Origin of the sequence: Sediminibacterium sp. (assembly GCF_051861365.1) — a bacterium.
In the GTDB taxonomy this organism is placed as follows: domain Bacteria; phylum Bacteroidota; class Bacteroidia; order Chitinophagales; family Chitinophagaceae; genus Sediminibacterium.
The window spans coordinates 1-26,924 of record NZ_JBHYCW010000019.1 but is presented as its reverse complement, the minus strand read 5'-3'; the positions used below and the strand labels follow the sequence as shown (position 1 = coordinate 26,924).

Sequence of the window (26,924 nt, the reverse complement as noted above, 5' to 3'; positions counted from 1 at the left end):
TGTTTAATATGTATTATCCCAAAGAGGGGAAAAGTTTATATCTAACCAATCAGTTTAGTAACCCTAAAACCCTTAGTAAAAACCTCAAATGTTGATGAATTGTGAATAGGAGTAGGGAACTGCCGTTTTACCTTTAATCGCTAAAACCGTGAGACTTGGCTTGTGGCATTTTGTATATCGTAGCCGCTTTTTTTATAAAACGAAATCCCAAATAATTTAGTTTTTCAATGAAATTTTACAAGATTCTTGTTTGCTATTTTATTTAGTCAATAATTTTAATCATAAATAATTAATAATCATTAAATTATGATGTTTATTTGAATTAGTAAATCATGTTTTATAATGATTATTTGACGTTGATTACGGGGGTTTATCATTTTTGTTAGTTTTAATACAATATGTCTAATTTATTAATTGAATATCAATATTTTGGAAGTATTAATTACATTAATACTTTGTTTCATTTTTCAAATATTGAATTTGAAGTATATGAAAGCTTCCAAAAAATGAGTTTTCGCAATAGAATGGTGTTGGCGGGTAGTAATGGATTGGTGACTTTATCGGTTCCGCTGGAAAAAGGGCGTGACCAGAAGCAGCCCATTCAAGATGTTCGTATCAGTTATTCCCTGCCTTGGCAACAACAGCATTGGCGAACAATTGAGTCATGTTATAACCGGTCACCTTTTTATGAATTCTACCGGGATGGGTTGGAAAGGATCTTTAGTTCCAGACCAGTGTACCTGCTCGACCTCAATCGGGATATCCAACAGTGGTTATGGAGAGTATTAAAAGTGCCAGCCGGCTTTTCTGAAACCTCATCCTATCAAACCCAAATTCCGGAAAACAGCTTTGATGCGCGGAACCGATGGATGCCCAAAAACTTTCAATCGGATGATGCTTCTATCCGATATCGGCAGGTATTTGAGGACAGAATCGGGTTTCAACCCAATCTCAGCATTTTGGACTTATTGTTTTGTATGGGTCCATCGGCGCATTCACTCCTGAAAGGCAACGTTTTATCCATTTAAATAATCTTGGGTTGGAATAGGGTTGAACCCTTAATTTTAAACCTTTGTAACCTATTGTTGTCAATGTTGTGTTTGTGTTGAATTCTCCGCTGAATATCAGAAAATTGCTTTTACTGACACTGCTTCTCTGTAGTGTCTTTTACACGTATGCTCAAGATTTTTCTAATAAAGGCAAGGATTTTTGGCTAGGATATGGATATCATGTAAGAATGGTTTCATTAACCACAGGGCTGCCTCAATCTAATGGTGGGACACAAGACATGATACTCTATTTTACATCAAATAAAGATGCAACTGTAAAAGTTGAAATCCCATCCATTAACTATACTCAAAGTTATACAGTTACAAAGGGTCAAGTAACAGTTTCAAATCCAATACCCAAATCTGGAAATCAAGACACAAGAATTGCAGATACAGGGACATATAATCATGGTATACATATTACTAGTACTGAAGATATTGTAGCTTATGCCCATATTTATAACCAGAGCGTTTCAGGAGCTTCATTATTATTTCCAACAAATACATTAGGGCAAGAATATTATGCACTTAGTTATTCTCAGTTTTCTAATGATCTTTTTTCTAATTCATTTTTCTTCGTAATTGCTACAGAGGATAATACTTTAGTTGAAATAACACCAAGTGCACCTAATAGAAATAATAAAGAAGTAAACAAGCCATTTACGGTTAAATTGAATAGAGGTCAGATCTATAGTGTACTAGGAACTACTAATGGTATAACAGGATCAGACTTGACAGGATCGAAAATCAAATCGATTAGTTCTAATAGTTCCGGATCATGCAAAAAAATAGCAGTTTTTTCAGGTGCAGGCAAAATTAGTATCGGAAGTGGTAATAGTGGCAGTGCAGATAATTTATTTGCTCAAGCATTTCCAATTGTCGCATGGGGGAAAAAATATTTAACTGTTCCCACCAGTCCTCAGCCAAATAATTTTTATAGGATTTGTGTTTCTGATCCATCTACCATCGTCAAATTGAACGGGAATACTATTCCTACTACTCAATTAGTAAACAATTTTTACTACCAGTTTAAGAATAGTAACATATCAGGAACTGGAGCTGCCTTGCCAAATCTCATTGAATCTGATAAGCCTATTTTAGTAGCTCAATACTGTACCACCCAAGGAACAGAAGGAAACCCTAACACCTCGCCAGGTGGTGATCCTGAAATGATTCTATTAAGCCCTGTTGAACAAACAATCAATGATATAACACTGTATTCTGCTAATCGATTTAATATTATTCAAAGCTATATTAACGTTGTAGTAAAAAAGGGTGGGGAGAAAAGTTTCAAACTAGACGGCAATTTAATTACGGATTCTTTTAAGGTTCATCCCTCTGAATCGAATTATTATTATGCTACTTTAAATGTTTCAGCAGGGTCTCACAATCTTTATTCAGATACAGGGTTTAATGCCATCGCATACGGATTTGGAGCTGCAGAAAGTTATGGATACAATGCAGGTACAAATTTGAGAGACTTTAGTCGACAAGCTACATTCAGTAATCCATATACACGTGTTGACTCCGCTGTTACCTGTATAAATACTCCCTTTCAATTTTCTGTACCACTTGGGTTTCAACCGACCAGCCTTAGATGGGATTTTACAGCCGCTCCTAATATTACACCCAATGCTGCCATTGGTACCATAAATGCTCCGATTGCTGATAGTACGCCCTTAGTAAGCGGGCAGCGCTTGTATTATTTTAGCACGGGGAAGACATTTCAATTCGCTTCATCAAATACCAATGCATTAAGAGATACAATTAAGCTATATACCACATCTGCTACACCTGATGGTTGTGGTAGTACAGATCAGGTATTTTCGATCCCCATTAAAGTAAATAGTAAACCCGTAGCTGATTTTAACTTTATATCTACTGGATGTGTTTCTGATGTGGTGAGTTTCACGACCCCAAAGACATCCGGAGTGCGATGGCTCTGGGATTTGGGGAATGGTAGCAATCTCGATCTTACCACAGAAACACATGGAGTGGTGTATGCCCAACCTGGAAGTTACAATGTAAAACTTCGTACCATTTCAGACATTGGATGTATATCGGAAGAAACTACTAAAGTGTTAACCATCACTACCAAACCTATTGCTAATTTTAATTTCTCTACTATACGTTGTACAGATACTGATATTACGTTTACGGATGCGTCCACCAGTCAAGTTGGTACCATTACTAAATGGACATGGGACTTAGGTGATGGAAAAGGAAATATTGTTGCCAGCACCAATGCACAACAAACCACAAAGTATACTACCACGGGTGGTAAGAATGTGAGTTTGCAAGTAGAAACAGCATCCGGTTGTAAAAGTGATCTGTTTATTCCGGCCACACTTCCCTTTGTACATCCATTACCTCAACCCGGATTTATTTTGCCGGAAGTCTGTTTGAATGATGCCAGTGCACAGTTCACGGATACCAGTAAAATTTCCGATGGCTCCGAATCCCAGTTTACTTATCTATGGAATTTTAATGCAGGAACACCTGCAGTAAGTCCTGCACCGAATATTACCAGCAGTACGCTGAAGAATCCACAGGTGAAATACAATAAGTCTGATAATTATGCCGTGTCTCTTAGGGTAACTTCCAAAGATGGATGTGTCAACACCATCTCTCAGAACTTTACTGTTAACGGGTCCATACCCAAAGCCGATTTTGAAGTACAAATGAATACTGTACTCTGCGCTAAAACCCCGGTGGTGATTTTAAATAAGTCTACAGTTGATTTCGGTGCGGTTACCAAATCTGAAATTTATTGGGATCGGGTGAATAGTCCTGCCGTATTTCAAACCGATGAAACACCGGCTATGAATAAAGCCTATAATTATAAGTATGCGGTGTCGAATACTGCCGGACAAAACTTCAATATCCGTATGCTGTCTTATTCAGGTGGTAATACTTGTGTGAGTGAAGTAACAAAAACCATTACAGTACATCCCAATCCATTAGCTGCATTCACCGTATCGGCTGCGGATGTATGTTTTGATGAACCGGTATCATTCATCGATCAAAGTGCCATGAGATCGGCGGTATTACCCACCAGATGGGTGTGGAATTTGGGGAAAGGCAATACTTCATCTATTCAGAATCCGGTACGTGCTTATAAAGACTCCGGTTCATTCAACACCACCTTACATGTATATAGTGCTGCCGGTTGTGGTAGTGATACAGCAACGGTTACTTTAACCATTTATCCGCTTCCGGTATTAAACATGGGAACACAGCGAGTAACGGTATTGGAAGGTGGACAAATCAAATTGAATCCTGCTTTCGTGTATGGAAATGATCTCAGTTATTTGTGGACCCCGCCATCCTTTTTGAGCAGCGATACCGTATATTCTCCTGTCTCCAAACCGGTAGATGATATCCGATATACATTTACGGTAACAGGTGAGGGGGGGTGTTCGGTGAGTGATACGATTTTTATCAAAGTGTTAAAATCGCCGGAAATACCCAATGCATTTTCACCCAATGGCGATGGCATCAATGATACCTGGGATATTAAGTATCTTGAAAGCTATCCCGGTGCAACCGTTGATGTATTTAACAGGTATGGACAAATTGTTTTTCGTTCTTTTGGATATAACAGAGCTTGGGACGGTAGGTCAAACGGTCAGGTATTACCCATTGGTACGTACTATTATATCATTAATCCTAAAAATGGTAAACCGATGTATACCGGTTCCATAACGATTATCCGATAGCATGAATATATTGAAAATATATGGATGGATCATAGGGGTTTGTTTGATTGTTGCTGCAAATGCGCAACAGCGTCCATACTATACCCAATACATCATGAATAATTATATCATCAATCCGGCTGTTGCAGGGATTGAAAATTATTGGGATGTAAAAACTTCTCACAGATTGCAGTGGGTAGGCGTACAAGATGCACCGGTAACTACTTATATCACCATGCATGGACCTTTGAAGAAAAATGATTTTGGTTGGGAAACGGCTACCAGTATGCGTGCCAGAGGTGAGAATCCACGCGGACAGGCTTATTGGCAAAGTTATCAGTCTGCTGAACCACATCATGGAATTGGGTTTACCATGTTGAATGATAAGACCGGACCTCTGAATCGCTTTGCGGCTTTTGGTACTTATTCTTATCACTTGGGTATTTCTCCTACTACCAGTTTATCTGCAGGTGTTTCAGCAGGGATCAGTAATATGAGTTTGGATGCTTCCAAACTCAATTTTGGTTCTACAACTGTGGATCCTGCTGTTGCGGGCAGTGGATTGATAAATCAAATAAGACCAGATATCAGTGCAGGATTATGGTTGTACGCAAAAGACTATTTCATAGGGGTGTCTGCACAACAAATTGTTCCACAAAATGTAGCATTCTCGAATAATACGGTGTATGTAGAAAAAGGGAAACTCGTACCACATTTATTTTTTAGTGCCGGTTATCGAATGCAGTTATCACAAGATGTCAGTTTATTGCCTTCCACGCTTATCCGCTATGTATCTCCTTTACCCATTGGTTTTGATCTGAACGCCAAGTTTATGTACCAGGATCTTTTATGGTTAGGAGGTTCTTATCGCTATCAAGATGGATTTGCCGGGATGGTGGGATTGAATGTGAGTCACAATATCAATATTGGATATTCTTATGACCTGCAAACTTCAAGACTCAATACAGTAAGTAAAGGAACACATGAGATATTGATTGGGTTTCAGTTGGGGAATAAATATGGAGATTGGTGTCCACGTAATCTCTGGTAAGATTAGAGTCTGGCTTTCTTCAAAATTCTTATGGTAACATTATTGTCTTGCATCCATTGTTGAAGTAATTGTTGTTGATACCAGTCTAGTAGCATTTTTTCTTTACCCATACAGCGTCATACTCACTGAAAGCAGCAGGGTAGGCCAACTGATCATTTTTTATGTCAGAGATCATCAAACGATTCAGTATCGACAAGATTTCAGTCGGATCTTTTATGATGATCTTTGTCTCCTGCTCGGCATTCTCTTTTTCTTTTCTTTTTTCTTCAACAACCGATTTTTTGATGTTGGGTTTTTCCGGAGATGGCGGCTGAATAGGTTTTAGTTTTTTATCCAGCTTCTCAAAAGCCGCTATCATATTTTCCAGTGATTCAAGGCTAGACGGAATGATTTTTTGTAGATGTAAATCTTCCACAGCTTTTATCGCCATTTCAACTTCTTTGCTGATTTTTTCCTGTTCTGTTTTGCTCAATAAACTCGCTTTCATTTCCTTCGCAATGGTCAGCTTTGCTTCTTGTAAATCTTTTTCCATTCGCTGCATGTCCTTTTCATATTCCTCTTTAAAAGGTTTACGTACATAAACAGGCATGGTGCTGGTGTCTAGTGTTTTATACGCCTGCTTCATTTCCTGTTCTGCTTTTTCTATTTTAAACAGTTCATCTTTCCAGTCAGATAGTTCCCAATTTTTTTCAGTTTGTATTTTTTGAAAAGCACCTTGTAATGTTGCAGGTATTTGTTGAATCGCTTCTCTTACCTCTTTGCTATTCAATGACGCTTCTATTTCTCTTGATGCTTGCTCCAGGTTTTCACTCATTTCTTTTTTCAAAGAATTGGATAAAAAGAAAGCGGGATTGAATAGGGGATTGGTCACTTTCACAGCCATAGGTTCTATGGCAACGGGTTGCACTTCTCTTACCCGATTTATGATGGTTGTATCTGCAACTTTTGGTAGGGTCTCTGCAGTGCTCTTTTCCGACTGCGTAGGATGAAACCAGGCAACTGAACTCAAAATGCCGGTTACCAATAAAAATGATAAGAGCTGTTTCTTGTAAGTAAATCTGTTTTCATGTGCACCGATCATTCGCTTTACCCTGTTCAATAATTCATGTTGGTGTGAGCCTGCTGCAGCCATAACCAATCCAGGTGCGGCTTGTAATTGAGCCATTCTCAATAAGGCTTCAGCATAGGTAGAAGCGCTGTATTGAAATTGCAATACCCAGTCATCGCAACTATTCTCTCTTTCTTTACGGATATGAGCCGAGAATAATCTGGTAAATGGATTAAAGAACAAACTGATCTCAGCAACAGATAACAAAATATTGACGAGATAATCGTATCGTTTGATATGCGCCAACTCGTGTAATAAAATGGCTTCCAATTGTGCCACGCTTAAATGATTGATACTGGCTACCGGTACAAGAATCAAAGGTTTTAAAAAACCAATGGTGAGGGGAGACGCTATTTTCTCAGACAAAAAAATGCGCACTTCTCTTGTAATACCCAATTGTAGAGCAGTGTCTTGTACAAATACCCGCCAGTTAGCCGGCATTTTCACCAATCCCTCTTTTCTTATTTGCAGTGTATACCGATAACCGATGATCCATTTGACAGATAAGAAGATCATCAAGATCAAATAGGCTGCGGATAAATAGGGCAATAATTGTTCTGCCCATATCATCAATTTTAAAATAGTGGATCGAAAGCCCGCTCCCGGTGGTACAACGGTAGTAATGGTACCGGATGCTGTTCCGTTAGCAATGGGTGTCCATTGTTGATAGGCACTGTAATAAAAGAATAAAGTGATGATGAACCAGATAAAACCAATGCTTTGTAAAATAACGGCCAGACTATATTTTACAGAAGCCCTAGGCTTGGCGAGTGATGTCATCAGTAGATACAATAGCCACAAAATTGCCATCTGCCATAAACTATTCGCAATGGCATAACCCAGAGATTGTAGAAAAATTGATTGAAAGACAGGGAGCATTTTATTGCTTTTTCAAGTTATCCAATAGCTTTTGGATCTCTTCCAATTCTTCTTTATTCGGTGTTTGGTTACCCAGAGCCTGCATCACCAGTTGACTGGAAGATCCTCCAAACAATGAGTTGATCATTTTACCAACGATCTGTTGCTGTGTGCTTTCGCGACTGATATTGGCGCGGTAAATATGGGTCTTGCTACTGTCGTCTCTTTTCACAATACCCTTTTCAAACATGATCTGCATAAGTTTAAGAGTCGTGGTATAACCCGCATCTTTGTGCTCACTCAATATTTCATGTACTTCACGAACAGTAGCAGTTCCTTTGTCCCATAAAACCCGAAGTATTTCCAGCTCACTTTCTGTGGGCTTAATGTTCTTAGCCATGCTTTACGATTTAATTCGTAAGCAATTTACGAGGTTAGTCGTAAATGAACAAGAAAAGATATGTTAAGAGTCCATAGTCAATAGACCATGGTCCATGGACTATGGTCTATTGACCAACGTAACCCCAACCCCATACGCCGCAATCTTTTTAAAGCGGAATTGTTCTTTTTGGATACTGGCTCTGTAATAAGGTTTGAAAACGCCTTTTTTATCTAAAAAACCAATGGTACAGGAGTAGGGTTGACTGTCTTTTTGGATTTTTACGATGGGTTCCTTTCCCAAATTGGGGATATTGATGGAGTCGGTAATGCGCAATTCTTTGTATTGCATTCTAACTGTATAATGAAAACGGCGTTCTGTTTCATATAGATGTACTGCAAATTTCCAGTCGTTGAATTCATCCGGCACTTTTTGCTGGTGCGACACAACAGCTTCTTTACGAACAGTAGACCGTAGTTCTGAAATGGAATCAGCAGGGATGACAACCGTTGTTTCTTCAGGCGATTTCGTTTTTTCAGCACTGTTGTCACAACCAACCATAAAAATGATACCTAGTATAAAGATGTCAATACTATGTTTCACGATAAATGTGTTATTCTTTAAATAAGAAGAAAATTAATATGTTTTTCTTAAAATCATCAAGGAAGGATGATAAAATTTAGCCGTATAAATATGCTAAGCAATTTTTATGGTGAAGCATAAATATCTACGGTGCTTTTTGGCAAGTATTTTCTTTCCGGATTGGATGGCTTTGAGACTGATTGGTAGTCTACTTAACTGGTTGATATGAAAACAAAAATGCCCCTGTTAATAGGGGCATTTTTATAAGAAAATATGTGATTATTTCTTTTCTTCTTTCAAATCCACTTTAATATTTACACCGTCTTTTTCTTCCAGATACATGGAGAATTGTTTAGCAACATCTTCAGATAATTCTTTTCCATTGATGATTACTTTTCCGTCTTTGATTTCCAGAGAAACGTTATCACCTGTGATCAATCCGGCTTTTTTCAGTTCCTTGATCATCTCATCCATCTTCATGTCTTCTGCATTCACACTTACATTCATTTTATTATCTCCATCAATCGCTTTGATCTCAATTTTTTTCTCTACGATCTGCTTGTCAACATCCGCACCATGCAATTGAGCAAGGGTAGGAGCAATCACTAATGAAACAATCGACATCAATTTGATCAAGATGTTCATGGATGGACCGGAAGTATCTTTAAATGGATCACCTACAGTATCACCTGTTACAGATGCTTTATGTGGTTCAGATTTTTTGTAGTACATCTCACCATTGATCTCAACACCTTTTTCAAATGATTTCTTGGCATTATCCCAAGCACCACCGGCGTTGTTCTGGAACATACCCATCAGTACGCCACTTACAGTAGCACCTGCCAGGAATCCACCCAATGCTTCAGCACCCAATAAGAAACCAATGATCAAAGGAGATACGATGGCGATTGCACCCGGCAACATCATTTTTTTGATAGACGCTTCCGTAGAAATAGCCACACACTTATCATACTCAGGCTTTCCGGTTCCTTCCATGATACCCGGAATAGAACGGAACTGACGACGTACTTCCTCTACCATCGACATAGCAGCTTGTCCAACCGCACGAATCGCTAATGAAGAGAAGATGAAAGGAATCATGGCGCCTACGAATAAAGAGGCCAATACTTTTGCCTTATAAATATCAATACCATTGATACCCGCAACACCCACAAAAGCTGCGAACAATGCCAATGCTGTCAATGCCGCAGAAGCAATTGCAAAACCTTTACCGGTAGCAGCAGTAGTATTACCCACAGCATCCAACACGTCTGTTTTTTCACGCACTTCTTTTGGCAGTTCACTCATTTCAGCAATACCACCTGCATTATCTGCAATCGGACCAAATGCATCAATCGCTAATTGCATCGCAGTAGTGGCCATCATACCGGCAGCAGCAATCGCTACACCATATAATCCTGCGCACTCATAAGAACCCCAGATACCACCTGCCAATACCAGGATCGGTAAGAAAGTAGATTCCATACCTACTGCCAAACCTCCGATCACGTTGGTAGCATGTCCGGTAGAAGACTGACGAATGATCGACATTACCGGACGCTTACCCATTGCGGTGTAATATTCAGTAATGATGCTCATCAAAGTACCTACAGCCAAACCTACCACGATAGCACCTAATACACCATCGCGGGTAAACTCAAGACCACGAAGGGTCATGGTTTCAGGTAATATATAATATACCAGACCTGCACAAGCAGCGGCAGTTAGAATAATAGAACCCCAGTTACCCATATTCAGGGCTTTCTGAACATTGGCAGTATTGATACCGGCTGCATCGCTTACACGAACAAACCAAGTACCTACTATTGAGAATAAAATACCCACACCTGCAATCAACATCGGTAACAGGATAGGAGCATAACCACCAAAATTATCTATTGAAACCGTTTCTTGTCCCAATACCATGGTTGCCAATACAGTAGCTACATAAGAACCGAACAAGTCAGCACCCATACCTGCTACGTCACCTACGTTATCACCTACGTTATCAGCAATGGTGGCCGGGTTACGTGGATCATCTTCCGGAATACCGGCTTCTACTTTACCTACTAAGTCAGCACCTACATCGGCAGCTTTTGTATAGATACCACCACCCACACGTGCAAACAAGGCAATAGATTCAGCACCGAGAGAGAAACCGGTCAATACTTCAATGGTCTGAAGCATTTCAGCAGAATTCGCTGCTGCTTCGGGAGCAAATACCTGCTTCAAGATCAGGTAAACACCACCCAAACCTAATACAGCTAAACCGGCAACACCCAATCCCATTACTGCACCACCGGTAAATGATACATTCAGGGCTTTTGACAAACTGGTTCTTGCTGCCTGAGCGGTACGAACATTGGCCTTGGTAGCCACTTTCATACCAATATAGCCGGCAACAGCACTACATACAGCACCCAACACAAAAGCCAAAGAGATTGACCAATGTGAATGTGGATTACTGCTCGCCATCACACCCAATAACAAGGCTACGATTACAACGAAATAAGTCAGTATTTTCCATTCAGCTCTCAGAAAAGCCATCGCACCCTCAGCAATATAATTGCTGATTTCTTTCATACGGTCATTACCCGCGTCCTGCTTGGATACCCAATTAAACTTCAATAATGTGTAGAGGAGACCTACAACTCCCATCGCCGGAACGGCATAAAACAAGATTTTGTCCATAATACAGTGTGTCTGGTAAGTTTATGTTAATTGAAAGTCTGCAAAAATAGGGGGAAAAGGCTAAAAACAACGGTTAGGCTGCTTTGTGTTGAGAATATATCCTATTGAAAAAACTTATTCCTCCAATTCGGTACTATCAGTTCTTCCCGTAAAGGCAGAAGAAAGTGCTTTTGCCTTATAAATATTACGGTTATAACGATTCCCTAGCACAATAATAGTAGCAGAATCTTTAATGTATCTGGTGAACACGGTATTATTGCCATGCCACCAACCATTGTGGTATACAATTTCTTCTGTGGGCGAATTCAATAAACGCCAGCCCAATCCATAGTTATGAAATGATTTATTCTCGAAACTATAGGGTTGATAAGCAAGTTCTTGTGAAGCTTTACTCACATAAGTTCCTTCATGCAGTGCTCTGTCCCACAATAATAAATCTCGCACGGTTGAATACACATTCTTATCTCCATAAATGCAATCCAACTTCTCAATGCCATAGGGTATATTATTATATCGATAGGAAGGAGTATAATTTCCGGTATCTGCCACACTGAACACATAGGAGTCATTCATACCCAGCGGTGTGAATAAGCTATCCTTCATATAGGTTGGATAAGATTGTCCCGTTACTTTTTCAATGATCAAAGCCAGTAGCGCATAATTGGTATTGCTATACCTAAAAGCTCGGTCGGGTGCAAAGAGTGGGGCCGGACGATGTTTCATCATATAATCCAACACATCCTGATTCGAGAGGAGTCCCGGTTTCAGGGGCGGCATTTTGATGGTACGTGTTCTTCTGACCCAACGTCCTTTTTTATTCTTAACACGATAAGTTTCAACTCTTCTGTCTACCATAAAATAGACATAATTATTCAATCCACTGCGATGATTGAGTAGTTGTTGTACCGTGATATTTTGATAAGGAAATCCGGGAAAGAATTCATCCACCGTATCATCCAGTTCCAGCTTGCCTTGCTCTCTGAGTTTGAGAATGGCCATTCCGGTAAAAGTCTTGGATACCGATGCCAAATGAAAAGGGGTATTGGGTGTAATGAGAGCTTTGGTTTTGAAATTGCTATACCCTTTATAATCTTCAAATAAAATCTCACCATTTTTGGCAACCAGTATGCTTCCATTAAAACCACGATTGCCCAATAACTGTTGATATTGTTTTTCAATTTCAGCAGCATACAGTGCTTTTGTTGAAGAAGGTATAGCAGTATATGCATTTGCCTCCGCTGCAGAATCCTTCTCTGCAGGTTGTGCACTACAGGCTTGGAACAACCCCATCAAAATAGCGATACCAAAGACTCTTACGATCATCTGTTAGTTTTTCTTCGCGGCGAAAATAAACAACAATGTGTTAGTGAAATGGTTAAAACCAGAAAGATTATCCAGAAAATAAAAACATTATTTTCGTTCCATGAGCAAGACCAGTTATCCCAAAGAGCGGATCAATATTTTATTTCTCGAAAACATCAGTGATAAAGCTGTTCAATATTTTAAACAGCAAGGCTATGCCAATGTCAAAAAAATAGCGGGTGCATTGAGTGAAGAAGAATTGATGAAAGAAGTAAAAGATGTGCATTTATTAGGCATACGTTCCAAAACACAGATCACTCCCAAAGTATTAGAAGCTGCAAAAAAATTACAAGCCATTGGGTGTTTTTGTATTGGGGTAAATCAGGTTGACTTAAAAGCTGCTACTAAAAAAGGTGTGGTGGTATTCAATGCACCTTATAGTAATACGAGAAGTGTGGCAGAATTGGTGATCGGTATCTCTGTGATGTTGATCAGAAAAATAGTAGATAAAAATATAGCCGCACATAAAGGTATCTGGATGAAAGATGCCAAAGGCAGTTATGAACTGCGTGGTAAAACCATGGGTATTATTGGTTATGGCAATATCGGATCACAGGTCAGTGTATTGTGTGAAGCCTTAGGCATGAAAGTATTGTTCTACGATACGGAAACAAAACTGCCTTTGGGTAATGCAGTGGCTGCAAAAAACATGAAAGAAGTATTGAGCAATAGTGATATCATTTCTTTACATGTTCCCGAAACACTGCAAACAAAAAATCTCATCAACAGAAATAATATCAAGCTCTTTAAAAAAGGATCGATTTTATTGAATTATGCAAGAGGAGAAGTGGTAGACCTCAAAGCATTGAGTGAAGCCATCAAAGAAGGTGTTATTGCCGGTGCAGGTATTGATGTATATCCTTGGGAACCTGAAAAGAATGGAGATCATTTTGACACGCCTCTACAAGGATTGCCCAATGTCATTCTCACTCCGCATATCGGTGGCTCAACAGAAGAAGCGCAACAAAATATTGGAGAAGATGTGAGCGTCAAATTATTTCAATACCTCGAACGGGGTATCACCAATGGATCGCATACGGTTCCTGCTATTGGACTGCCGCCGGTAGATGGGGCACATCGTATTCTGCATATACATAAAAATGTACCGGGGGTATTGAGTGCTATCAATACTGCTTTATCTAAAAACAATATCAACATTGTTGGACAATACCTTAAAACCAATGAAGAGATCGGATATGTGGTATTGGATGTTGATAAGAAACTTTCAAAAAGAGCCGTGGAGTTGTTGAAAGAAGTGAAAGAGACGATTAAAGTGAGAATGTTGTATTGATTTCTGATTTCTGATGTCGGATGTCTGATATAAAAAAACGCTGTGAACCTCTGTGCCGTTACTCTGTGTATCTCTGTGGTTATTTTTGCCACAGAGGGGAGTTTGATGGAACACGGATTTTCATGATTGTCATGATAAATCATAACAATCCGTGTTCCTTATACTTCCGTCTTATAGTAAGTTTTTTATTTTTCTAATTTCATCAGCATTCGTAAAATCCCTACTGAAATCTTCAGACATCGCAGGATTCATGTATTCGCTCAATGAAGGAATCAATATGCGTGCAGAAGTATGAAATTCAAGAGCGCCGGTATAGGCTTTCATTGCTGCAATATTGTTGCTGTTGATACCACTGCCCGGCATGATGATGATTCGCCCATCTGCCTGATCAACCAATTGTTTGATCAGTTCTTTTCCATCCGGGGCTTTGGGTTGTTGTCCACTGGTGAGTATTCTTGTACAACCACATTCTATAATGGTTTCCAATGCTTGTAAAGGATCTTTGCAACGATCAAATGCTCTGTGAAAAGTAACATCCAATGGATATGCCAGTTCTGTTAAACGTGCAGTATTGTCTGCATCAATGGTGCCATCTTTTCTCAAGAGTCCAAATACCACGCCTTCAAATCCCAATTCTTTACAAAGCAGAATATCTTTCCGAATGATCTCCAGTTCTTCATCGCTGTGGTAATAATCACCACCACGCGGACGAATCATCGGAAAAATAGGAATGGATAGTTTTTCACGTGTTGTTTTTAAATAGCCATACGATGGGGTAGTACCACCATTGGCATAGTTCTCACATAACTCGATTCTATCAGCACCGGCATTTGCAGCTTCAATGGCTGTGGCGGTATTGAATACACATATTTCAAGAGGTAATGACATAAATCAGATCAATGGTTTGGCGTCTACTAGAAAATTTTTATCATCGGCATGACAAACAGCAAAGTTGAATCCTTTTTGTAAAGCATATCCTCCGTATTCGCCCGATTTACTGATGGCAATAAAACCTGCCTGAATAGTTTTGGCTTTATCGATCCCTTTTACTTTCAATAATCTTTCCATGGCTTTTTTACAAGCCGTTTCCGGATCCATGCCTTGTCGCATCAATTCCACAATGGTATGTGCTCCACAAATACGAATGATGTCTTCTCCTTGTCCGGTAGCCACTGCAGCGCCCACTTCATTGTCAACAAACAATCCGGCGCCAATGATCGGGGAGTCTCCGATTCGACCACGCATTTTGAAACCCATACCACTGGTGGTACAGCTTCCACTTAAATTGCCATTTGCATCCAATGCAATCATACCGATGGTATCATGGTTCCAATCACCATTTTCTAATTTTGTAGGAACAAATGCTGCTTGTCGCTTTGAGTTTTCAATATTGATCACGGGTTTGTACTCACTTTTCTTCAACCAGTTTTGATAGGCTTTTTTGGCGTCGTCAGACAATTCACCCGACTCCAATGGAAATCCTTCTGCTACTGCAAATTGTTGTGCGCCTGAGCCTGCCAGCATCACGTGTGGTGTTTTTTCCATCACTCTTCGGGCTACAGAGATGGGATGTTTTATTTTTTCTAAGAATAACACACTACCGCAATTGAAGTTTTCATCCATGATGCAGGCATCGAGTGTTACATAACCATCTCTATCCGGATTCGCTCCCAATCCTACACAACAGTTTAGTGAAGCTTCTGTAACACGAACCCCTTGTTCTACGGCATCCAATGCTCTTCCACCATTGCGTAAAATTTGCCAGGCAGCATTGTTGGCAGCGATACCCGCATCCCAGGTAGACAATACCAATGGTTTTTGAACAGTCATTTTTCCACGAAAAGAAGAAAAGCTAAGCGCAGATAATCCCAAAGATCCCAACTGAAGAAAACGTCGACGATGCAGCATGGTAATTTGTTTCGTCGAATGTAAGAAGATATGTCGGATGTCTGATGTCTGATATCTGATTTGGGGAATGAAGTCAAAAGTCAAAATTAAAAAGTCAAAATTAAAAAGTCAAAAGTCAAAAGGAAAAGGTGAAAGGAATGTTCTTTTTTTGACTTTTCACTTTTGACTTATAGACAGTTTTCGAATCATTTCATCACTTAACGCATCACTGTATGCTCCATAGGCATTGATGAGGGTTCCTTTGATGCTATGATCTAGCGATTCTATTACGTATAAAATACTTGAGTTAGATGGATCGGTATCACCCTCAAATCGATGATGGGTTACAATGCTGAACTGAGAGGGGAGTAGACAAATACCCGTACTGCTACACTTGATCTGATCAAAAGCCAGGTTGAAATCCGTAGTATATCCCTGCTGCTTTAAATCAGCCAATGCATCTACCAGATTGTCGTACGATTTCATGATAGAAAGATAGGGAGAAATTTCGGATGTCTGATTGAGTGGATGAATTCAAAATTAAAAAGTCAAAAGTCAAAAGTGGAAGGGCGCTCATTTTTTGACTTTTGACTTTTTAATTTTGAATTTTTTATCCCCCAATTCTGCTTTACTCTTCTGTTGCGCTTCCGGTGCTACGTTTGTTGGTTTTAAAGCTTTTACCAAAACGGTATTGGAATTATAAAAACCATTATTAATCAAGGAATCATTTACGATACCCTTGAACGGGATACTTGTATCCGCACTGTTGGCGTTGTTTTACTGAATAGGCTATAACGCTTCATTTTCAGACACTTATCCCAGTGTTATCTCAGTACTATCCCAGTAGTATCCCAGTGTTATCTCAGATCTATAAAGAACTGTGTTATCAATAGCGAAAATAAAAGCAAGTAAAGACTTGAAAAAAAGGTAAAATATAGGTAACTTATAGGTCATAAAATCACACCATGCCGATACTAACAGGACCCATCCAATACATTGGAACCATTGATGATTTAACTGCGTATAAAACGAGAAACAGTGATAAGGTTATTGTGCGCAGAAAAAAATTTATCTCCCATAACGCTTTTAAAACGGAGCCGCAATATGATGCCATGCGCAGAAACAATGCCGAATTTACCGGGTGTGCGTATGCAGGAAAAGTAGTACGAAATGCCTTGGGATCTTTATTGCGATTGGCAGATTACAATGTATCGCCTGCTATCAATAAATTTTGCAAAGCCATTCAGAAACAGGATACGGTTGGTGAGTTGGGAAAACGATCAATTGTATTTTCTGCCTATAAAGACGCTTTAACTGCGATTGTTTTGAATAAACGCCATCTCTTTGAATCGGTTGTTAGACAAAGATCTGTTGTTGAGCTGTTAAGACCTGAAGGCGCTTTGCATCTTCATTTTGGAGAATTGATACCTGGGTTTAATATTCAGTTTCCATGGAAAAGTTCTCATTTCAGGTTCATTATTTCGCTGGGTGTTATTGGTGATCTACATGATCAGGGTAAGGGTTATGATACCAGTTATGGTAAATCGACCCCAATCGTTAGCACCGTATTTAGTTCTTGGATGCCTGCAGCCCAAAAAATGCCGGCACAAAGTTTTATAGTGAAGTTAAAGCAGCTTGACTTTTTACAACAGGAAGATATTAGTGTAGTAGCAGGTATCGGTATTCAAATGGGCACACCGAGTTTATTGGGCGATATTGAGCCGGTAAAATATGCGGGTACTGCTCGTATATTGGCCGTAGCATAATATAATACGACCGACAATTACAGCTTAAATAGCAGTCAATCAAATAGTTGTGTCTCTTTCGGACACCTTATTGGCTGCCCATTCATTTACTATAATATTTCCTATAATTAATAGTATTTAAAATGCGCAAGAAGTTGACTTTCAGACAGTTGCAAAAGTTAACTTCTCCCCCATCCACAAGAGTGGATAAATAGACGTGAAATCCCCGACAAAAAATCAGGCAATTTCATTATGTTTGATCTACGATAATTTTTACAGGGATAATGTACCCGAATAGGGTAGAAGGTGGTAATAGTCATGTCGTGTCGTGTTGGTTAGTACGCTAATTTATAAAACGAATAATAGTTCTGCATTATTGTTTTTCAACAGATGTGGACAATGAAACTCGAGTCGTGTCGAGTGGAGGGGTGGTTCCCTCACTTTTAAATCGAAAATTGCCCCCCGTGTGGTAACGGAGGGCTTTTTCTTTTTACATCTGTGGTACAAGAATTAGCATTGCGTCTCCTTCCTGTAATAACGTTGATCCATTACCAGAGAAAAACCTACGTGTGATCTTTTTCGAGTCAATCACGAGTGCTGATAAATCAGCGTTATATCCCGTGAATGAGGCGATAAGATCAACCGCATCAGAAGCTAACAGGGCTTTGCGTGCTTCGTCATCTGTCCACTCTGCGTGAACATTATACGGCTTTGAGATTTCACTTACCGGTATGAACTTATGTTCGATTTCATAAACATACTGTCCTGATCTTTCCACTGCGTTTACAATCTTTGCAGACCACTTAGCGATAAATTCTACTTTTGTTGTATTCATAATCGTTGTTAGTTAGTAATAAATGTGAGTTGGAAGTTTATGTATTGTCCAGAGAAAGTTTCATTAAAGTTTGGAGGTGGAGCCTGTACTATTATTCTGGAGCTATCTTTATCTATGCCATAAACGTAGTTTAAGGAAGATTCATGAAAATAAGTAAATCTTTTTGAAGAATAAGGTATGTCAATGTACATAGCAGAACCAGAAGGAATATTGCCAAAAAGACCGTAGACGCTTATCGTTAGTAACTTACCTACTTTATGAAAGTACGCCTCGGGTGGCTCTACAAGATCAACAGCGATAGGGTTATTAGTATCATAATCTTTAAAGGTAATTGGCAAGACACCATCATTTATAGGAATATCACTTAAATATGCTATAGTTTCATTGGGTGCCTTTTGATTTAAATTAACGACTGTACTCTGAAAGGTTTCAGAACTAGAAGGGTTAACTTGTAATCTTACTTCACTTTGACCGAATTGTTTTCTCTTAGTTAATAATCCAAATGCATCATGTGTAGTTTTAATACCAGCTAACTCTGCAACGCAGTTAGTACCTGCATGAACACCGTCTATTACAGAAACTTGTTTTCCTACCAAGCCAGATATCCAAGCGGCACCATAAATATGTAATTTTTCCATACCCTTACCAAACCACAATTGAGGGTCTTCTCCATTAACTAATACACGTCGGTTGGGTGTATTCTCTTGTTCCCAACCATCTACATTACCTAGACTGTTAGGAGATATAAACTTTGAAAAATAATTTATTGTTCCATTAGCATTAGCGCTACCAGGATTACCCTGATCTCCCTTGTCGCCTTTATCACCTTTTAATCCCTGTACACCTTGAATACCTTGTATTCCCTGTATACCTTGATCGCCAGTGTCACCCTTGTCTCCTTTATCACCTTTATCTCCCTTTAATAAAACGGGTTTGTTTTTGATTTCTTGTATTCCGCTATCTGCGTTCCAGTCAGCGTTTTTTTGTCTTCTTCTTGATCGGTTTTGTACACTCATCTGTATTTACGTTTATTCTGTTTACGGAATCCAAAAGCAACACCGATCAGAGACAACAGTATTACAATTGTAATAATAACGTTGTTTGCGATGGATGATTTTTTTACCTCTGGTTGACTTTGATAGGTGGCTCTGTCCTTCGCCATCATTGATAGTACATTCTGTGGAGACATAGCAAGTGATCGCTGCATAGCGGCAATATCAAGTGATGGCTTATCAGGAGCAATAGACAAATCATTCAATATGTCTTTTTTCCAGTAACGGTGACCTTGATCACGATATTCAGCACCTTTGAAATAATTCAACTCGGCAAGTTCGTTGAACGCCTTAAGAAGTTGATAAGATACCTTTCCCCGATCATCCACACCTTTACCATTCGGTGATTTACCGAATAACTCTGCGTATTGAACCACAGATCCATGGAAATCTTTATTCTGCTGCATTTCATTAATATAAAACGCGATACGCTGATCAGGTGTCAACTTTTTTAATTCAGGCAAACGGCTTTTCCATCTGCTTGTGGAATTATCAAATACAGCAGTTAGTTTTGAAATAACACCACCTATTGTTCCTATTACGGATTTGGCGGCTTGTAGTTCTGCTCCTGTAATCATAACAGATTCTTTTGTAAAACATCAGAAAGGTTGCTATAAGAGCCACCTGCTGCGTTGGGGTTAACAATCTTTCCAAGAAATCCCGAACCATCACGCCATGAACTATTCAATTCAGATTTAAGAACAGTTTTTAACGATTTTCCGTGTTTATTCTTGTAGTAGTTGGATGCGAAAATGACTTCTTCAGGACTGTTTAATTTGTTCATTTCAGAAACAATCATCTTCTCATCGGTGTCCGAAAACATACCGTTGTTAATCTCTGAATGAATGGCATCTACAATACCCTGAACGTAAGTGTACCTAACACCCACAGGGTTGTTAAGTGTTTCGTTAACTAGTTTGTCCTGATCTTTCTTTGCATTTAGAAAACTTAATCCTGATGACAAACGGTTGATAATGGATTTACCAAACGTAAGCAAGAGAATACCAATTCCCACTGCAATGGAAATCACTTTTGGATCAGACCAGTTGATTTTATTTTTTCTTGAATAGCCCATATACTTAGCTTAGATATAAATTCCTTTCACTTTCCCTACGATTTACAAGACCCTGAACAACAACACCGCCAGCATATACCCACTTTCTAAATTCATCTGCGATTTCTTTTTCAGGTCGTTGCTCATGTAACTTTCTCCATAAGGTAGAACGAGTGAGTGCGCTAATACCTACGTTGTATGCAAAAGATACTAAAGCAGCTTTCTGATGATCTTTCACAGACACTTTCAGTTTTTGTTCTACCTCATTATAAAACTTGTTGAAGTGGTGCTCAAATTCTTGTTCTGCCTTTTCCTTAGTGATAACGTCTGTAATTTTAACACGTGTTCCATCCGAATAAACGATAGTACCATAACCGATTGTAGGTATTCCCGCACTGTCTAAGTATGCACGTAAGCGCAAACCTTCAAATTTTTTAATGATGGCTTCTGCTGTTTTTTTTGCACTCATAAAAGGATTTATAATTGTGATTGTGTTTTTAAAATCATCGGTCATTGATGTATCGTCAGCATTATCACGCTTTGGAAATATCTTTCGCCAGATGATCGTTAAAAGAAGAAATAAAACCACCACTACACTAAAGGTGCCGGTGGCTTTACTTTTACGGTTTTTCATAGGATATGTTATTTTGAAAACATACCAGATATTGAGGTCTTAATTTTGTTACCGAAGAAATACCACACTGTACCAATAACAGCGATTCCACCGATAACCCAATACATCCATTTTTTCATGGTTCTTACTTTACAGGTTCTGAATTTTGTTTGCGTTTTTTCCTTCCGAATAGTTGCTTGATTGATGGTATAAGACCAACAACAACGACAAATACTTTTAAGACGGTGTCTATAAGTGCATGTCCAGTATTCGGCAGGTCAATCACTGGTACAGCGACAACGCCAGAAGCGGCTGCACCAACAGGTGTGTTGACGATTTGTGATAACGTGTCTGTCATTTTAGTTCTCCTCTGTTTTTGATTCAATGACTTTCACTGTGGGCTGATGTTGCTCCCAGTATTCATCTGCTGCTTTAAATCCCGCAGTTAACGCTCCGAGAAAAACACCAAATTTGTGTAAGCGTCTAAAAACGCCACCGATCTTATCTAGAAATTTCATTTTGATCTCCTTTGTTTTTTTGCGTAATACATTCCATAGATTTTTGGAGGACAGCCGCCTGCTGTTATTTCATTATCTGGACGGGTTAATCTTACGATTCCACCACCAATCTTATCGGAAAGCCATTGAATGATTGACATTGTTAATCTTTGTAATAGTTACGTCCACAATAACCACCACGTCCACCTTTCGGATTCAACACCATACTCAATTCAGGGATGATGACTTTTCCACTTGCAGGTTCATACAGACAGCTCACGAAAAATGATTGTCCGTTTTGTGGTTGAACCTTACATGCCCAGTTTTCCCAGATACGACCTGACTTTGATTTATGTTGTTTGGTTTCACTCGTCTTAGACTTGTATGGTGAACACATGTAGGTAGTAATACCATCACGCTTTGAAGCACGCCAACCTCTTATTACATAAGGTCGGCTTTGTTCGCCCTGTGCAAAACCTTTTGTACAGCCGCTTTTCTTAACATAATCACGATCATTGCGTGAATTGTTATTGTTGTTTTGGCGGCTTCTGTTGTAGTTTTTTGCCACTGTTTTACTTTTTACGTTTATAACTTGGTTTTCTTGATCGGTTACCTGAAATCAATCGGATAACCCACATAATGATTAACAGGAAAGCAGGTACAACTAAAAACCAAAATCGCTTACAGAAAATCCATACTGTTTGCCAGATAGGAGATTTAGCGTGTTTTCCTGTCCTTAGTTGCTGATCAACGGCTGTGATGTTTGGATTAGGCATAACGTTTTGCTTTACGCCTGTTTTAGTCTCACCGTACTTAGCGATATAATCACTATCGGAAAGGTTCCTTAAATCATATTCAACCTGTGTGATCTTTGCTGCTCCATTACCTAATAGTCCACCTGTTAATTCATACGACACCTTACGCAGAAGGTTACCCGCAGGTGTACCTTCTGGTAAGGATTTGCCGAATAAATCTTCAAAGAATGACATAGGTTATACTCTTACTGCATTTACAACAATGAGTGTCTTATCCTGTGTCGCTGTCAGGTATGCACGATTGGCAGATGGAACAGGGAAAGTGTAGAGATTCAAACCGACAGGAGTTACAGCACCATTGATATTGAATGCCTGTGCGTTCATATCTACGAGCAAACTCTTTAATTCAGCAGGTAACAACTCTAAACGATCTTGTCCGTCGGCTTCCAATTCCACTTTCACGAGGTCAGTTTTTGGAATACCTAATAAGTGAGCAGATGACAATTCTACCAATGACGGAACATCACTGTAAATCTTTGCAAGATCATACTTGAAGTGGATGGAAGCACGTCGTTTCTGTGTAATCAAATACACGTCAGCAGAACAATGAGCAGGAAGATCAGTTACTTTCAGCGTGTAAATATCCTGTGGGTTTGGCTCGATATCGCCATCCAATGCACAAATGATATCGCCTGTAACAGTGGTAGTGTCTCCCGCAGTTTCAACAGTTACTGGACCAGAAGAAAGGAGAGAACCAATCTCCAAATAGTCAGACAGTGATAATTTTCTCAATGGAGAAATACTACCATCAGGACTTACTTTCTCCAATTCAAAATTGGTTGCTTTTACCGCAGCCAAAGCCTGTGTCGCGTTCATTGCATTACCTGCTGTTCCGCAAGCAATAACAAATAAGAACTTCGCGAACTTACTTTGAATTTTGATGGATGTTGAACCCGTGATAGGGGCGTCGTTAAGTTTCATTTTTTATTTGTTCATTTTTTCTGTTTCTGTTATGGTCGGGGCGCGCTCCCTTCCGTTTACGAGAACAAAAAAAGGACGGGTTTCCGTCCTGTCTGAATGATTTGAATAAAATGAATACTTTGAATTATTTATAGCGTTTTGGTCGCTCTAATTGAATCCAAATAGGCTTAAATCGCGGTTCGGGAAATGCTTCATACTCACGAAAGAAATCCATGAAGGTTAGCAGTTTTTTTCCAATGCTTTCACGCAAAATTTTCATGTAACGTGATGCAGTTGGTTGAGATACTCCGAAATAAAATTGTAAGTGTCGGGGCTTTAATATCGGATTGATCTTAAGGGTTTGTAATGATTCCATTTGCCTGTAATTTATCAATGAATAATCGTGCTTTGACGATTGAATTAAAACCAAATTGATACACTCTGAATACATTTTTTTCAAAGTATATCCTTACGTTTAGATACATCTTGAATCGCTTTCTCATATTTACGTTTTTAGTTAAGATTGAAAATTTCTGATTGAGTTAACGGAGTGCTTTTCATGTGTTGTTGTAGATACACATCAAATACAGTAAGATTTGAATTTTTAAGATTGAGCCAGTAGAATTTGTCGTTGAACCATTTTTGCAATGAATAACGATGAACCAATTCCATTAAATGATTGTATAGGTACGTTGAATGTATTCTATTGCCTTCTTTCTGGTAAAACATTGCATCAATGGCAAGCCGTTTTATATATGCTTTCGTGTAATTGTTTGACTGTGGTCTGATACAGGTTGTTTTCGGTCTGAAAATAGTTGCATCAAATATGAATGGATGAAACCTTTGAAGCCTTGAAAACCTTTCACCTTCTTTGTTAATCGCTAACTGAAAGTGCGTATTGTGGTAATACAGTAGGAGATCATTGAACTTTGAAATAAGTGTTACATCTGAAAATAATCCAATCGTTTCGCCCCATTCAGAGACAATATCGGTTTTCGGTTTTTTCACTGAATATTCTAAACGATAGGTGTCCAGTTCAGGATTAAAACCTGATTCTTTCCACAAAGATTCTATCCACGGTTTCCACGACTTTTTAAGCATTTCAACCGTTTTATTATACATCGTGATACTAGTTCCAGATGATCGTGAACCCCATGTGATCGTTTGTACTTCATTGCGCTTATGATGGACTTTCATACTCTTACCTTTCATCACTAATTTTCTCGCAGCACAATGCTGCATGAAGCTTTGAATATCGTCTCCGTATTCATTCAAGTGTTGTACATCAACGAACATATCCAACCGTACATAGTTTTTAAAAGTCAACCTGTATTCGCTCAAAAATTTGTTGATGGATTCCAATATGTCAGGACTGTAACAGAAGCGGTTTGAAATCTTTACCTTAACCAAACAAGGGTCAAGAAAAGAAGGTCGAGGTTTCACCTCGATTTCAGCGAATGGGAAAGTTTCTCCATGGACAATAGTTTCGACACGGTAGAGGTCATTAAAATACTTTGTACCGTGTCCAGTATGTTCGTGTGAGAACAAAAAGGGATGGTTCGGTAAGCCGTTAAGATCGCTGATGCAGGTAAATTCAATCCAATCAAAGCCCATTGCATAAGTAACGGATGGGCGAGCCTGTAAACGGTCTGCTTTGGGCTTAGTTGGCAAATTTACTCCCCTGTTAGCTAAGGGGAGTTGTAGTTCCTTAGCTTTCACGATACAGAGATTTTGGGTAACAAAAAGCGATTATGTACGGTTTGAGAGATACGTCGAACTGATCTATGGGAACAATCCGAAGATCTTCGACCGTGTACGGTGGCAAGGCATATGCCACTAAAATGGGTTGGTAGGTTAGTGTCATGTTAAGTCGTGTCGAATGGTTAGTGATTGTAGCGAATGTTGGGGCGTAGCCCCAAACCCCAGCAAGGGTGGTTTTTCATATAGGTGTTTAAGCCCGATCAGGAAGGTGGTAAACTCCCTGATCGGGCAAGATTCATATTGCAGCCATCAACATAAATTCATGTTGCTGCAATTGAACAGGTAAGCCCCTGAATGATATCCATGTTCCTTCTGTGATCAGACGGCCAGTCAGATGACTGCGAAAAGGCAGCTTTCTGATCTCATAAGATGAACCCGCAGGGATGATACCCATTAAAGTAGGTATCGGCAGAGCAATTAGCGCATAGTACATGAGCATTTTATTTTAGGGTGAACAATAGCAATGAGACGGAAGCCAACAGCGTGAAGCCAGAGGCTTAATGGTCTTGATGATGTATACTGTGTTTTGTCTGGTCGTGATAAGATGTAAAGCATATCAATGAATTTGAGGTGACATGTGTTTTTTCCAGTAGCCTCGATATTCCTTTGTGATATGGTCATAAAAGAACATCGTGTGTGCCAGATACTCACGGCTCATGTATTGGATAAATCCTTTTACATTGCTTACGTTGCGGTGCTTTGCAACGCCGCCGCCTGAATACTTCGTGATCACATTGTATGTCGGTTTCGTTTGCATCTCTGCGATAACATTTAAAAGGTGTTCTGTGAATGATGTTTTGTCGGGTCTGGTGACAGTGTACAATCAATTCGGACTGATCAGGAATTCGTCGAATGATTGTAAAGAGGTTGCTCGATCTGAAAGGATAACGACTGTAAGTGTGTCCGACTTTTAGTCGGGTAACGCATTCACGTTTCAATCTTTTATAGGTCATATTCAAAATTTGCATGATTCGTTAAACACTGTGCCAGTGTCAACTTGTCATGCAATTAGCCTATAATTAATATTATGTTAAATAGCAAAGAGCGAAATACGAGTAAAAAAGAAAACGGCTCTGCTTCTATTTTATCGTAGCGAGTGGTTAACATAAGGTTTCTTATAGAGAAGATCAATCCTTTTTTAAACCTAAATAAATAGCCAATAAACCGATAATTACGCCCACAACTATTTTAACAATATTATCTACAATAAACTGGAGTGTTTTTTGCCAAAATGATTTTTGGCTTTTGGTGCTTATGTTTTGGTTAGGAGGATTATTTGAGAAGTTTTGGTCTCTTATATCAAAATCTCGCCCTTGATTAGCAGTTCCGTAATTGACACCTATATAGTTAATTTGGTTATCAGCTTTCTCACTATTTTGTACGCTGTATTTAGCTTCAACTATAGCTTTGGTAGTTGGTATAAACCCGCTCTTATTTTGAATAAAATAATCATCGCCAATCTCATCAATTAGATACTCTAATTGTATAATATCGATACCTAGTAACTGTGCTGTTGTATCCCAATTGTATGACAGCTTCGGATTCTCTTTTGACGCTATATAATCGAATAGCGTTTTTCTTAGTTGCTTAACGTCCACAATAGTGTGTTTTGGTTACTCCTGTAAGCTCCCCATAATTTAGTGCCACGTTTAGTTAGAGTTTTCTAAGGTAATATTTTTCTGTTTTTCCTCCCATT

General features: G+C 39.1%; 27 protein-coding genes. 5 read left to right on the top strand and 22 right to left on the bottom strand.

Annotated elements, in window-relative coordinates:
• The first annotated feature begins 398 nt into the window (after positions 1-398).
• From ACTIEV_RS10010 to ACTIEV_RS10000, 3 genes are all read left to right on the top strand, one after another.
• Positions 399-1,028: a WbqC family protein gene (locus ACTIEV_RS10010; RefSeq protein ID WP_322197369.1), complete on the top strand. Its 630-nt coding sequence runs from the start codon at positions 399-401 to the stop codon at positions 1,026-1,028.
• A 209-nt stretch (positions 1,029-1,237) separates the two neighbouring features.
• Entirely contained in the window at positions 1,238-4,768 is a 3,531-nt protein-coding gene (locus ACTIEV_RS10005; RefSeq protein WP_322197370.1) for a gliding motility-associated C-terminal domain-containing protein, read from the top strand.
• Position 4,769: 1 nt separating this feature from the next.
• Positions 4,770-5,798, top strand: a complete 1,029-nt coding sequence (locus tag ACTIEV_RS10000; protein ID WP_322197371.1) for a PorP/SprF family type IX secretion system membrane protein — start codon at positions 4,770-4,772, stop codon at positions 5,796-5,798.
• A gap of 85 nt (positions 5,799-5,883) precedes the next feature.
• Here the strand turns inward: ACTIEV_RS10000 and ACTIEV_RS09995 are convergent, their stop codons facing one another.
• The 5 genes from ACTIEV_RS09995 to ACTIEV_RS09975 form a co-directional block, all read right to left on the bottom strand.
• Entirely contained in the window at positions 5,884-7,785 is a 1,902-nt protein-coding gene (locus ACTIEV_RS09995) for a M56 family metallopeptidase (RefSeq protein ID WP_322197372.1), read from the bottom strand.
• 1 nt (position 7,786) lies between these two features.
• Positions 7,787-8,164 carry a BlaI/MecI/CopY family transcriptional regulator gene (locus ACTIEV_RS09990; RefSeq protein WP_322197373.1) on the bottom strand — a complete coding sequence of 126 codons (378 nt, stop codon included), beginning with the start codon at positions 8,162-8,164 and terminating at the stop codon, positions 7,787-7,789.
• A 99-nt stretch (positions 8,165-8,263) separates the two neighbouring features.
• Positions 8,264-8,746: a hypothetical protein gene (locus ACTIEV_RS09985; protein ID WP_322197374.1), complete on the bottom strand. Its 483-nt coding sequence runs from the start codon at positions 8,744-8,746 to the stop codon at positions 8,264-8,266.
• 258 nt (positions 8,747-9,004) lie between these two features.
• Positions 9,005-11,416 carry a sodium-translocating pyrophosphatase gene (locus ACTIEV_RS09980; RefSeq protein WP_322197375.1) on the bottom strand — a complete coding sequence of 804 codons (2,412 nt, stop codon included), beginning with the start codon at positions 11,414-11,416 and terminating at the stop codon, positions 9,005-9,007.
• Positions 11,417-11,530: 114 nt separating this feature from the next.
• Entirely contained in the window at positions 11,531-12,739 is a 1,209-nt protein-coding gene (locus ACTIEV_RS09975; protein WP_322197376.1) for a serine hydrolase domain-containing protein, read from the bottom strand.
• A 100-nt stretch (positions 12,740-12,839) separates the two neighbouring features.
• On the opposite strand from ACTIEV_RS09975, the gene serA reads away from it, so the two are divergent.
• Entirely contained in the window at positions 12,840-14,069 is a 1,230-nt protein-coding gene (gene serA / locus ACTIEV_RS09970; protein ID WP_322197377.1) for a phosphoglycerate dehydrogenase, read from the top strand.
• A 171-nt stretch (positions 14,070-14,240) separates the two neighbouring features.
• Here the strand turns inward: serA and ACTIEV_RS09965 are convergent, their stop codons facing one another.
• From ACTIEV_RS09965 to ACTIEV_RS09955, 3 genes are all read right to left on the bottom strand, one after another.
• Positions 14,241-14,957 (bottom strand): copper homeostasis protein CutC, encoded by a 717-nt coding sequence (locus ACTIEV_RS09965; protein WP_322197378.1) that lies wholly within the window; start codon positions 14,955-14,957, stop codon positions 14,241-14,243.
• A gap of 3 nt (positions 14,958-14,960) precedes the next feature.
• Positions 14,961-15,977 carry an isoaspartyl peptidase/L-asparaginase family protein gene (locus ACTIEV_RS09960; protein WP_322197379.1) on the bottom strand — a complete coding sequence of 339 codons (1,017 nt, stop codon included), beginning with the start codon at positions 15,975-15,977 and terminating at the stop codon, positions 14,961-14,963.
• A 156-nt stretch (positions 15,978-16,133) separates the two neighbouring features.
• Positions 16,134-16,442 (bottom strand): phosphoribosylpyrophosphate synthetase, encoded by a 309-nt coding sequence (locus ACTIEV_RS09955; protein ID WP_322197380.1) that lies wholly within the window; start codon positions 16,440-16,442, stop codon positions 16,134-16,136.
• Positions 16,443-16,921: 479 nt separating this feature from the next.
• Between ACTIEV_RS09955 and ACTIEV_RS09950 the strand changes: the two genes are divergently transcribed.
• Positions 16,922-17,722 carry a hypothetical protein gene (locus tag ACTIEV_RS09950; protein WP_322197381.1) on the top strand — a complete coding sequence of 267 codons (801 nt, stop codon included), beginning with the start codon at positions 16,922-16,924 and terminating at the stop codon, positions 17,720-17,722.
• A gap of 469 nt (positions 17,723-18,191) precedes the next feature.
• Here the strand turns inward: ACTIEV_RS09950 and ACTIEV_RS09945 are convergent, their stop codons facing one another.
• The 14 genes from ACTIEV_RS09945 to ACTIEV_RS09880 form a co-directional block, all read right to left on the bottom strand.
• Positions 18,192-18,536, bottom strand: a complete 345-nt coding sequence (locus ACTIEV_RS09945) for a hypothetical protein (protein WP_439516421.1) — start codon at positions 18,534-18,536, stop codon at positions 18,192-18,194.
• Positions 18,537-18,544: 8 nt separating this feature from the next.
• A complete protein-coding gene (locus tag ACTIEV_RS09940) occupies positions 18,545-19,552 on the bottom strand; it encodes a hypothetical protein (protein ID WP_439516420.1) in 1,008 nt (335 codons plus the stop codon).
• Complete coding sequence (locus ACTIEV_RS09935; protein ID WP_439516419.1) at positions 19,549-20,166, bottom strand: hypothetical protein; 618 nt, start codon at positions 20,164-20,166, stop codon at positions 19,549-19,551. The genes ACTIEV_RS09940 and ACTIEV_RS09935 overlap by 4 nt, the downstream gene beginning before the upstream one ends.
• Positions 20,163-20,663 carry a hypothetical protein gene (locus ACTIEV_RS09930; protein ID WP_439516418.1) on the bottom strand — a complete coding sequence of 167 codons (501 nt, stop codon included), beginning with the start codon at positions 20,661-20,663 and terminating at the stop codon, positions 20,163-20,165. Before ACTIEV_RS09930 ends, ACTIEV_RS09935 begins: the two co-directional genes overlap by 4 nt.
• Positions 20,664-20,667: 4 nt before the next feature.
• Positions 20,668-21,276, bottom strand: coding sequence for a lysozyme (locus ACTIEV_RS09925; protein ID WP_439516417.1), 609 nt, complete (start codon positions 21,274-21,276; stop codon positions 20,668-20,670).
• Positions 21,277-21,400: 124 nt separating this feature from the next.
• Positions 21,401-21,613, bottom strand: coding sequence for a hypothetical protein (locus ACTIEV_RS09920; RefSeq protein ID WP_439516416.1), 213 nt, complete (start codon positions 21,611-21,613; stop codon positions 21,401-21,403).
• A gap of 1 nt (position 21,614) precedes the next feature.
• A complete protein-coding gene (locus ACTIEV_RS09915) occupies positions 21,615-21,773 on the bottom strand; it encodes a hypothetical protein (protein WP_439516415.1) in 159 nt (52 codons plus the stop codon).
• Between the two features lie 142 nt (positions 21,774-21,915).
• Positions 21,916-22,320, bottom strand: coding sequence for a hypothetical protein (locus ACTIEV_RS09910; protein ID WP_439516414.1), 405 nt, complete (start codon positions 22,318-22,320; stop codon positions 21,916-21,918).
• Between the two features lie 4 nt (positions 22,321-22,324).
• On the bottom strand, positions 22,325-22,741 hold the full coding sequence (locus tag ACTIEV_RS09905) for a hypothetical protein (protein WP_439516413.1): 417 nt from the start codon (positions 22,739-22,741) through the stop codon (positions 22,325-22,327).
• 3 nt (positions 22,742-22,744) lie between these two features.
• On the bottom strand, positions 22,745-23,488 hold the full coding sequence (locus ACTIEV_RS09900; protein WP_439516412.1) for a hypothetical protein: 744 nt from the start codon (positions 23,486-23,488) through the stop codon (positions 22,745-22,747).
• Between the two features lie 492 nt (positions 23,489-23,980).
• Positions 23,981-25,186 carry a hypothetical protein gene (locus tag ACTIEV_RS09895; protein ID WP_439516411.1) on the bottom strand — a complete coding sequence of 402 codons (1,206 nt, stop codon included), beginning with the start codon at positions 25,184-25,186 and terminating at the stop codon, positions 23,981-23,983.
• Positions 25,187-25,463: 277 nt separating this feature from the next.
• Positions 25,464-25,661 carry a hypothetical protein gene (locus ACTIEV_RS09890; RefSeq protein ID WP_439516410.1) on the bottom strand — a complete coding sequence of 66 codons (198 nt, stop codon included), beginning with the start codon at positions 25,659-25,661 and terminating at the stop codon, positions 25,464-25,466.
• 123 nt (positions 25,662-25,784) lie between these two features.
• A complete protein-coding gene (locus ACTIEV_RS09885) occupies positions 25,785-25,985 on the bottom strand; it encodes a hypothetical protein (RefSeq protein ID WP_439516409.1) in 201 nt (66 codons plus the stop codon).
• 370 nt (positions 25,986-26,355) lie between these two features.
• Positions 26,356-26,826 (bottom strand): hypothetical protein, encoded by a 471-nt coding sequence (locus ACTIEV_RS09880; RefSeq protein WP_322197382.1) that lies wholly within the window; start codon positions 26,824-26,826, stop codon positions 26,356-26,358.
• Positions 26,827-26,924 lie beyond the last annotated feature (98 nt).

What these genes read in the sequence shown, in the direction of transcription:
- ACTIEV_RS09980 (WP_322197375.1), bottom strand. Translation starts at nt 11,416, where the DNA reads ATGGACAAAATCTTGTTTTATGCCGTTCCGGCGATGGGAGTTGTAGGT.
- ACTIEV_RS09955 (WP_322197380.1), bottom strand. Translation starts at nt 16,442, where the DNA reads ATGAAATCGTACGACAATCTGGTAGATGCATTGGCTGATTTAAAGCAG.
- ACTIEV_RS09935 (WP_439516419.1), bottom strand. Translation starts at nt 20,166, where the DNA reads ATGATTACAGGAGCAGAACTACAAGCCGCCAAATCCGTAATAGGAACA.
- ACTIEV_RS10005 (WP_322197370.1), top strand. Translation starts at nt 1,238, where the DNA reads ATGGTTTCATTAACCACAGGGCTGCCTCAATCTAATGGTGGGACACAA.
- ACTIEV_RS09885 (WP_439516409.1), bottom strand. Translation starts at nt 25,985, where the DNA reads ATGCAAACGAAACCGACATACAATGTGATCACGAAGTATTCAGGCGGC.
- ACTIEV_RS09925 (WP_439516417.1), bottom strand. Translation starts at nt 21,276, where the DNA reads ATGAAAAACCGTAAAAGTAAAGCCACCGGCACCTTTAGTGTAGTGGTG.
- ACTIEV_RS09920 (WP_439516416.1), bottom strand. Translation starts at nt 21,613, where the DNA reads ATGACAGACACGTTATCACAAATCGTCAACACACCTGTTGGTGCAGCC.
- ACTIEV_RS09940 (WP_439516420.1), bottom strand. Translation starts at nt 19,552, where the DNA reads ATGAGTGTACAAAACCGATCAAGAAGAAGACAAAAAAACGCTGACTGG.
- serA (WP_322197377.1), top strand. Translation starts at nt 12,840, where the DNA reads ATGAGCAAGACCAGTTATCCCAAAGAGCGGATCAATATTTTATTTCTC.
- ACTIEV_RS09950 (WP_322197381.1), top strand. Translation starts at nt 16,922, where the DNA reads ATGCCGATACTAACAGGACCCATCCAATACATTGGAACCATTGATGAT.
- ACTIEV_RS09965 (WP_322197378.1), bottom strand. Translation starts at nt 14,957, where the DNA reads ATGTCATTACCTCTTGAAATATGTGTATTCAATACCGCCACAGCCATT.
- ACTIEV_RS10000 (WP_322197371.1), top strand. Translation starts at nt 4,770, where the DNA reads ATGAATATATTGAAAATATATGGATGGATCATAGGGGTTTGTTTGATT.
- ACTIEV_RS09905 (WP_439516413.1), bottom strand. Translation starts at nt 22,741, where the DNA reads ATGTCATTCTTTGAAGATTTATTCGGCAAATCCTTACCAGAAGGTACA.
- ACTIEV_RS09890 (WP_439516410.1), bottom strand. Translation starts at nt 25,661, where the DNA reads ATGTACTATGCGCTAATTGCTCTGCCGATACCTACTTTAATGGGTATC.
- ACTIEV_RS09995 (WP_322197372.1), bottom strand. Translation starts at nt 7,785, where the DNA reads ATGCTCCCTGTCTTTCAATCAATTTTTCTACAATCTCTGGGTTATGCC.
- ACTIEV_RS09945 (WP_439516421.1), bottom strand. Translation starts at nt 18,536, where the DNA reads ATGAATACAACAAAAGTAGAATTTATCGCTAAGTGGTCTGCAAAGATT.
- ACTIEV_RS09960 (WP_322197379.1), bottom strand. Translation starts at nt 15,977, where the DNA reads ATGCTGCATCGTCGACGTTTTCTTCAGTTGGGATCTTTGGGATTATCT.
- ACTIEV_RS10010 (WP_322197369.1), top strand. Translation starts at nt 399, where the DNA reads ATGTCTAATTTATTAATTGAATATCAATATTTTGGAAGTATTAATTAC.
- ACTIEV_RS09930 (WP_439516418.1), bottom strand. Translation starts at nt 20,663, where the DNA reads ATGGGCTATTCAAGAAAAAATAAAATCAACTGGTCTGATCCAAAAGTG.
- ACTIEV_RS09975 (WP_322197376.1), bottom strand. Translation starts at nt 12,739, where the DNA reads ATGATCGTAAGAGTCTTTGGTATCGCTATTTTGATGGGGTTGTTCCAA.
- ACTIEV_RS09990 (WP_322197373.1), bottom strand. Translation starts at nt 8,164, where the DNA reads ATGGCTAAGAACATTAAGCCCACAGAAAGTGAGCTGGAAATACTTCGG.
- ACTIEV_RS09900 (WP_439516412.1), bottom strand. Translation starts at nt 23,488, where the DNA reads ATGAAACTTAACGACGCCCCTATCACGGGTTCAACATCCATCAAAATT.
- ACTIEV_RS09915 (WP_439516415.1), bottom strand. Translation starts at nt 21,773, where the DNA reads ATGAAATTTCTAGATAAGATCGGTGGCGTTTTTAGACGCTTACACAAA.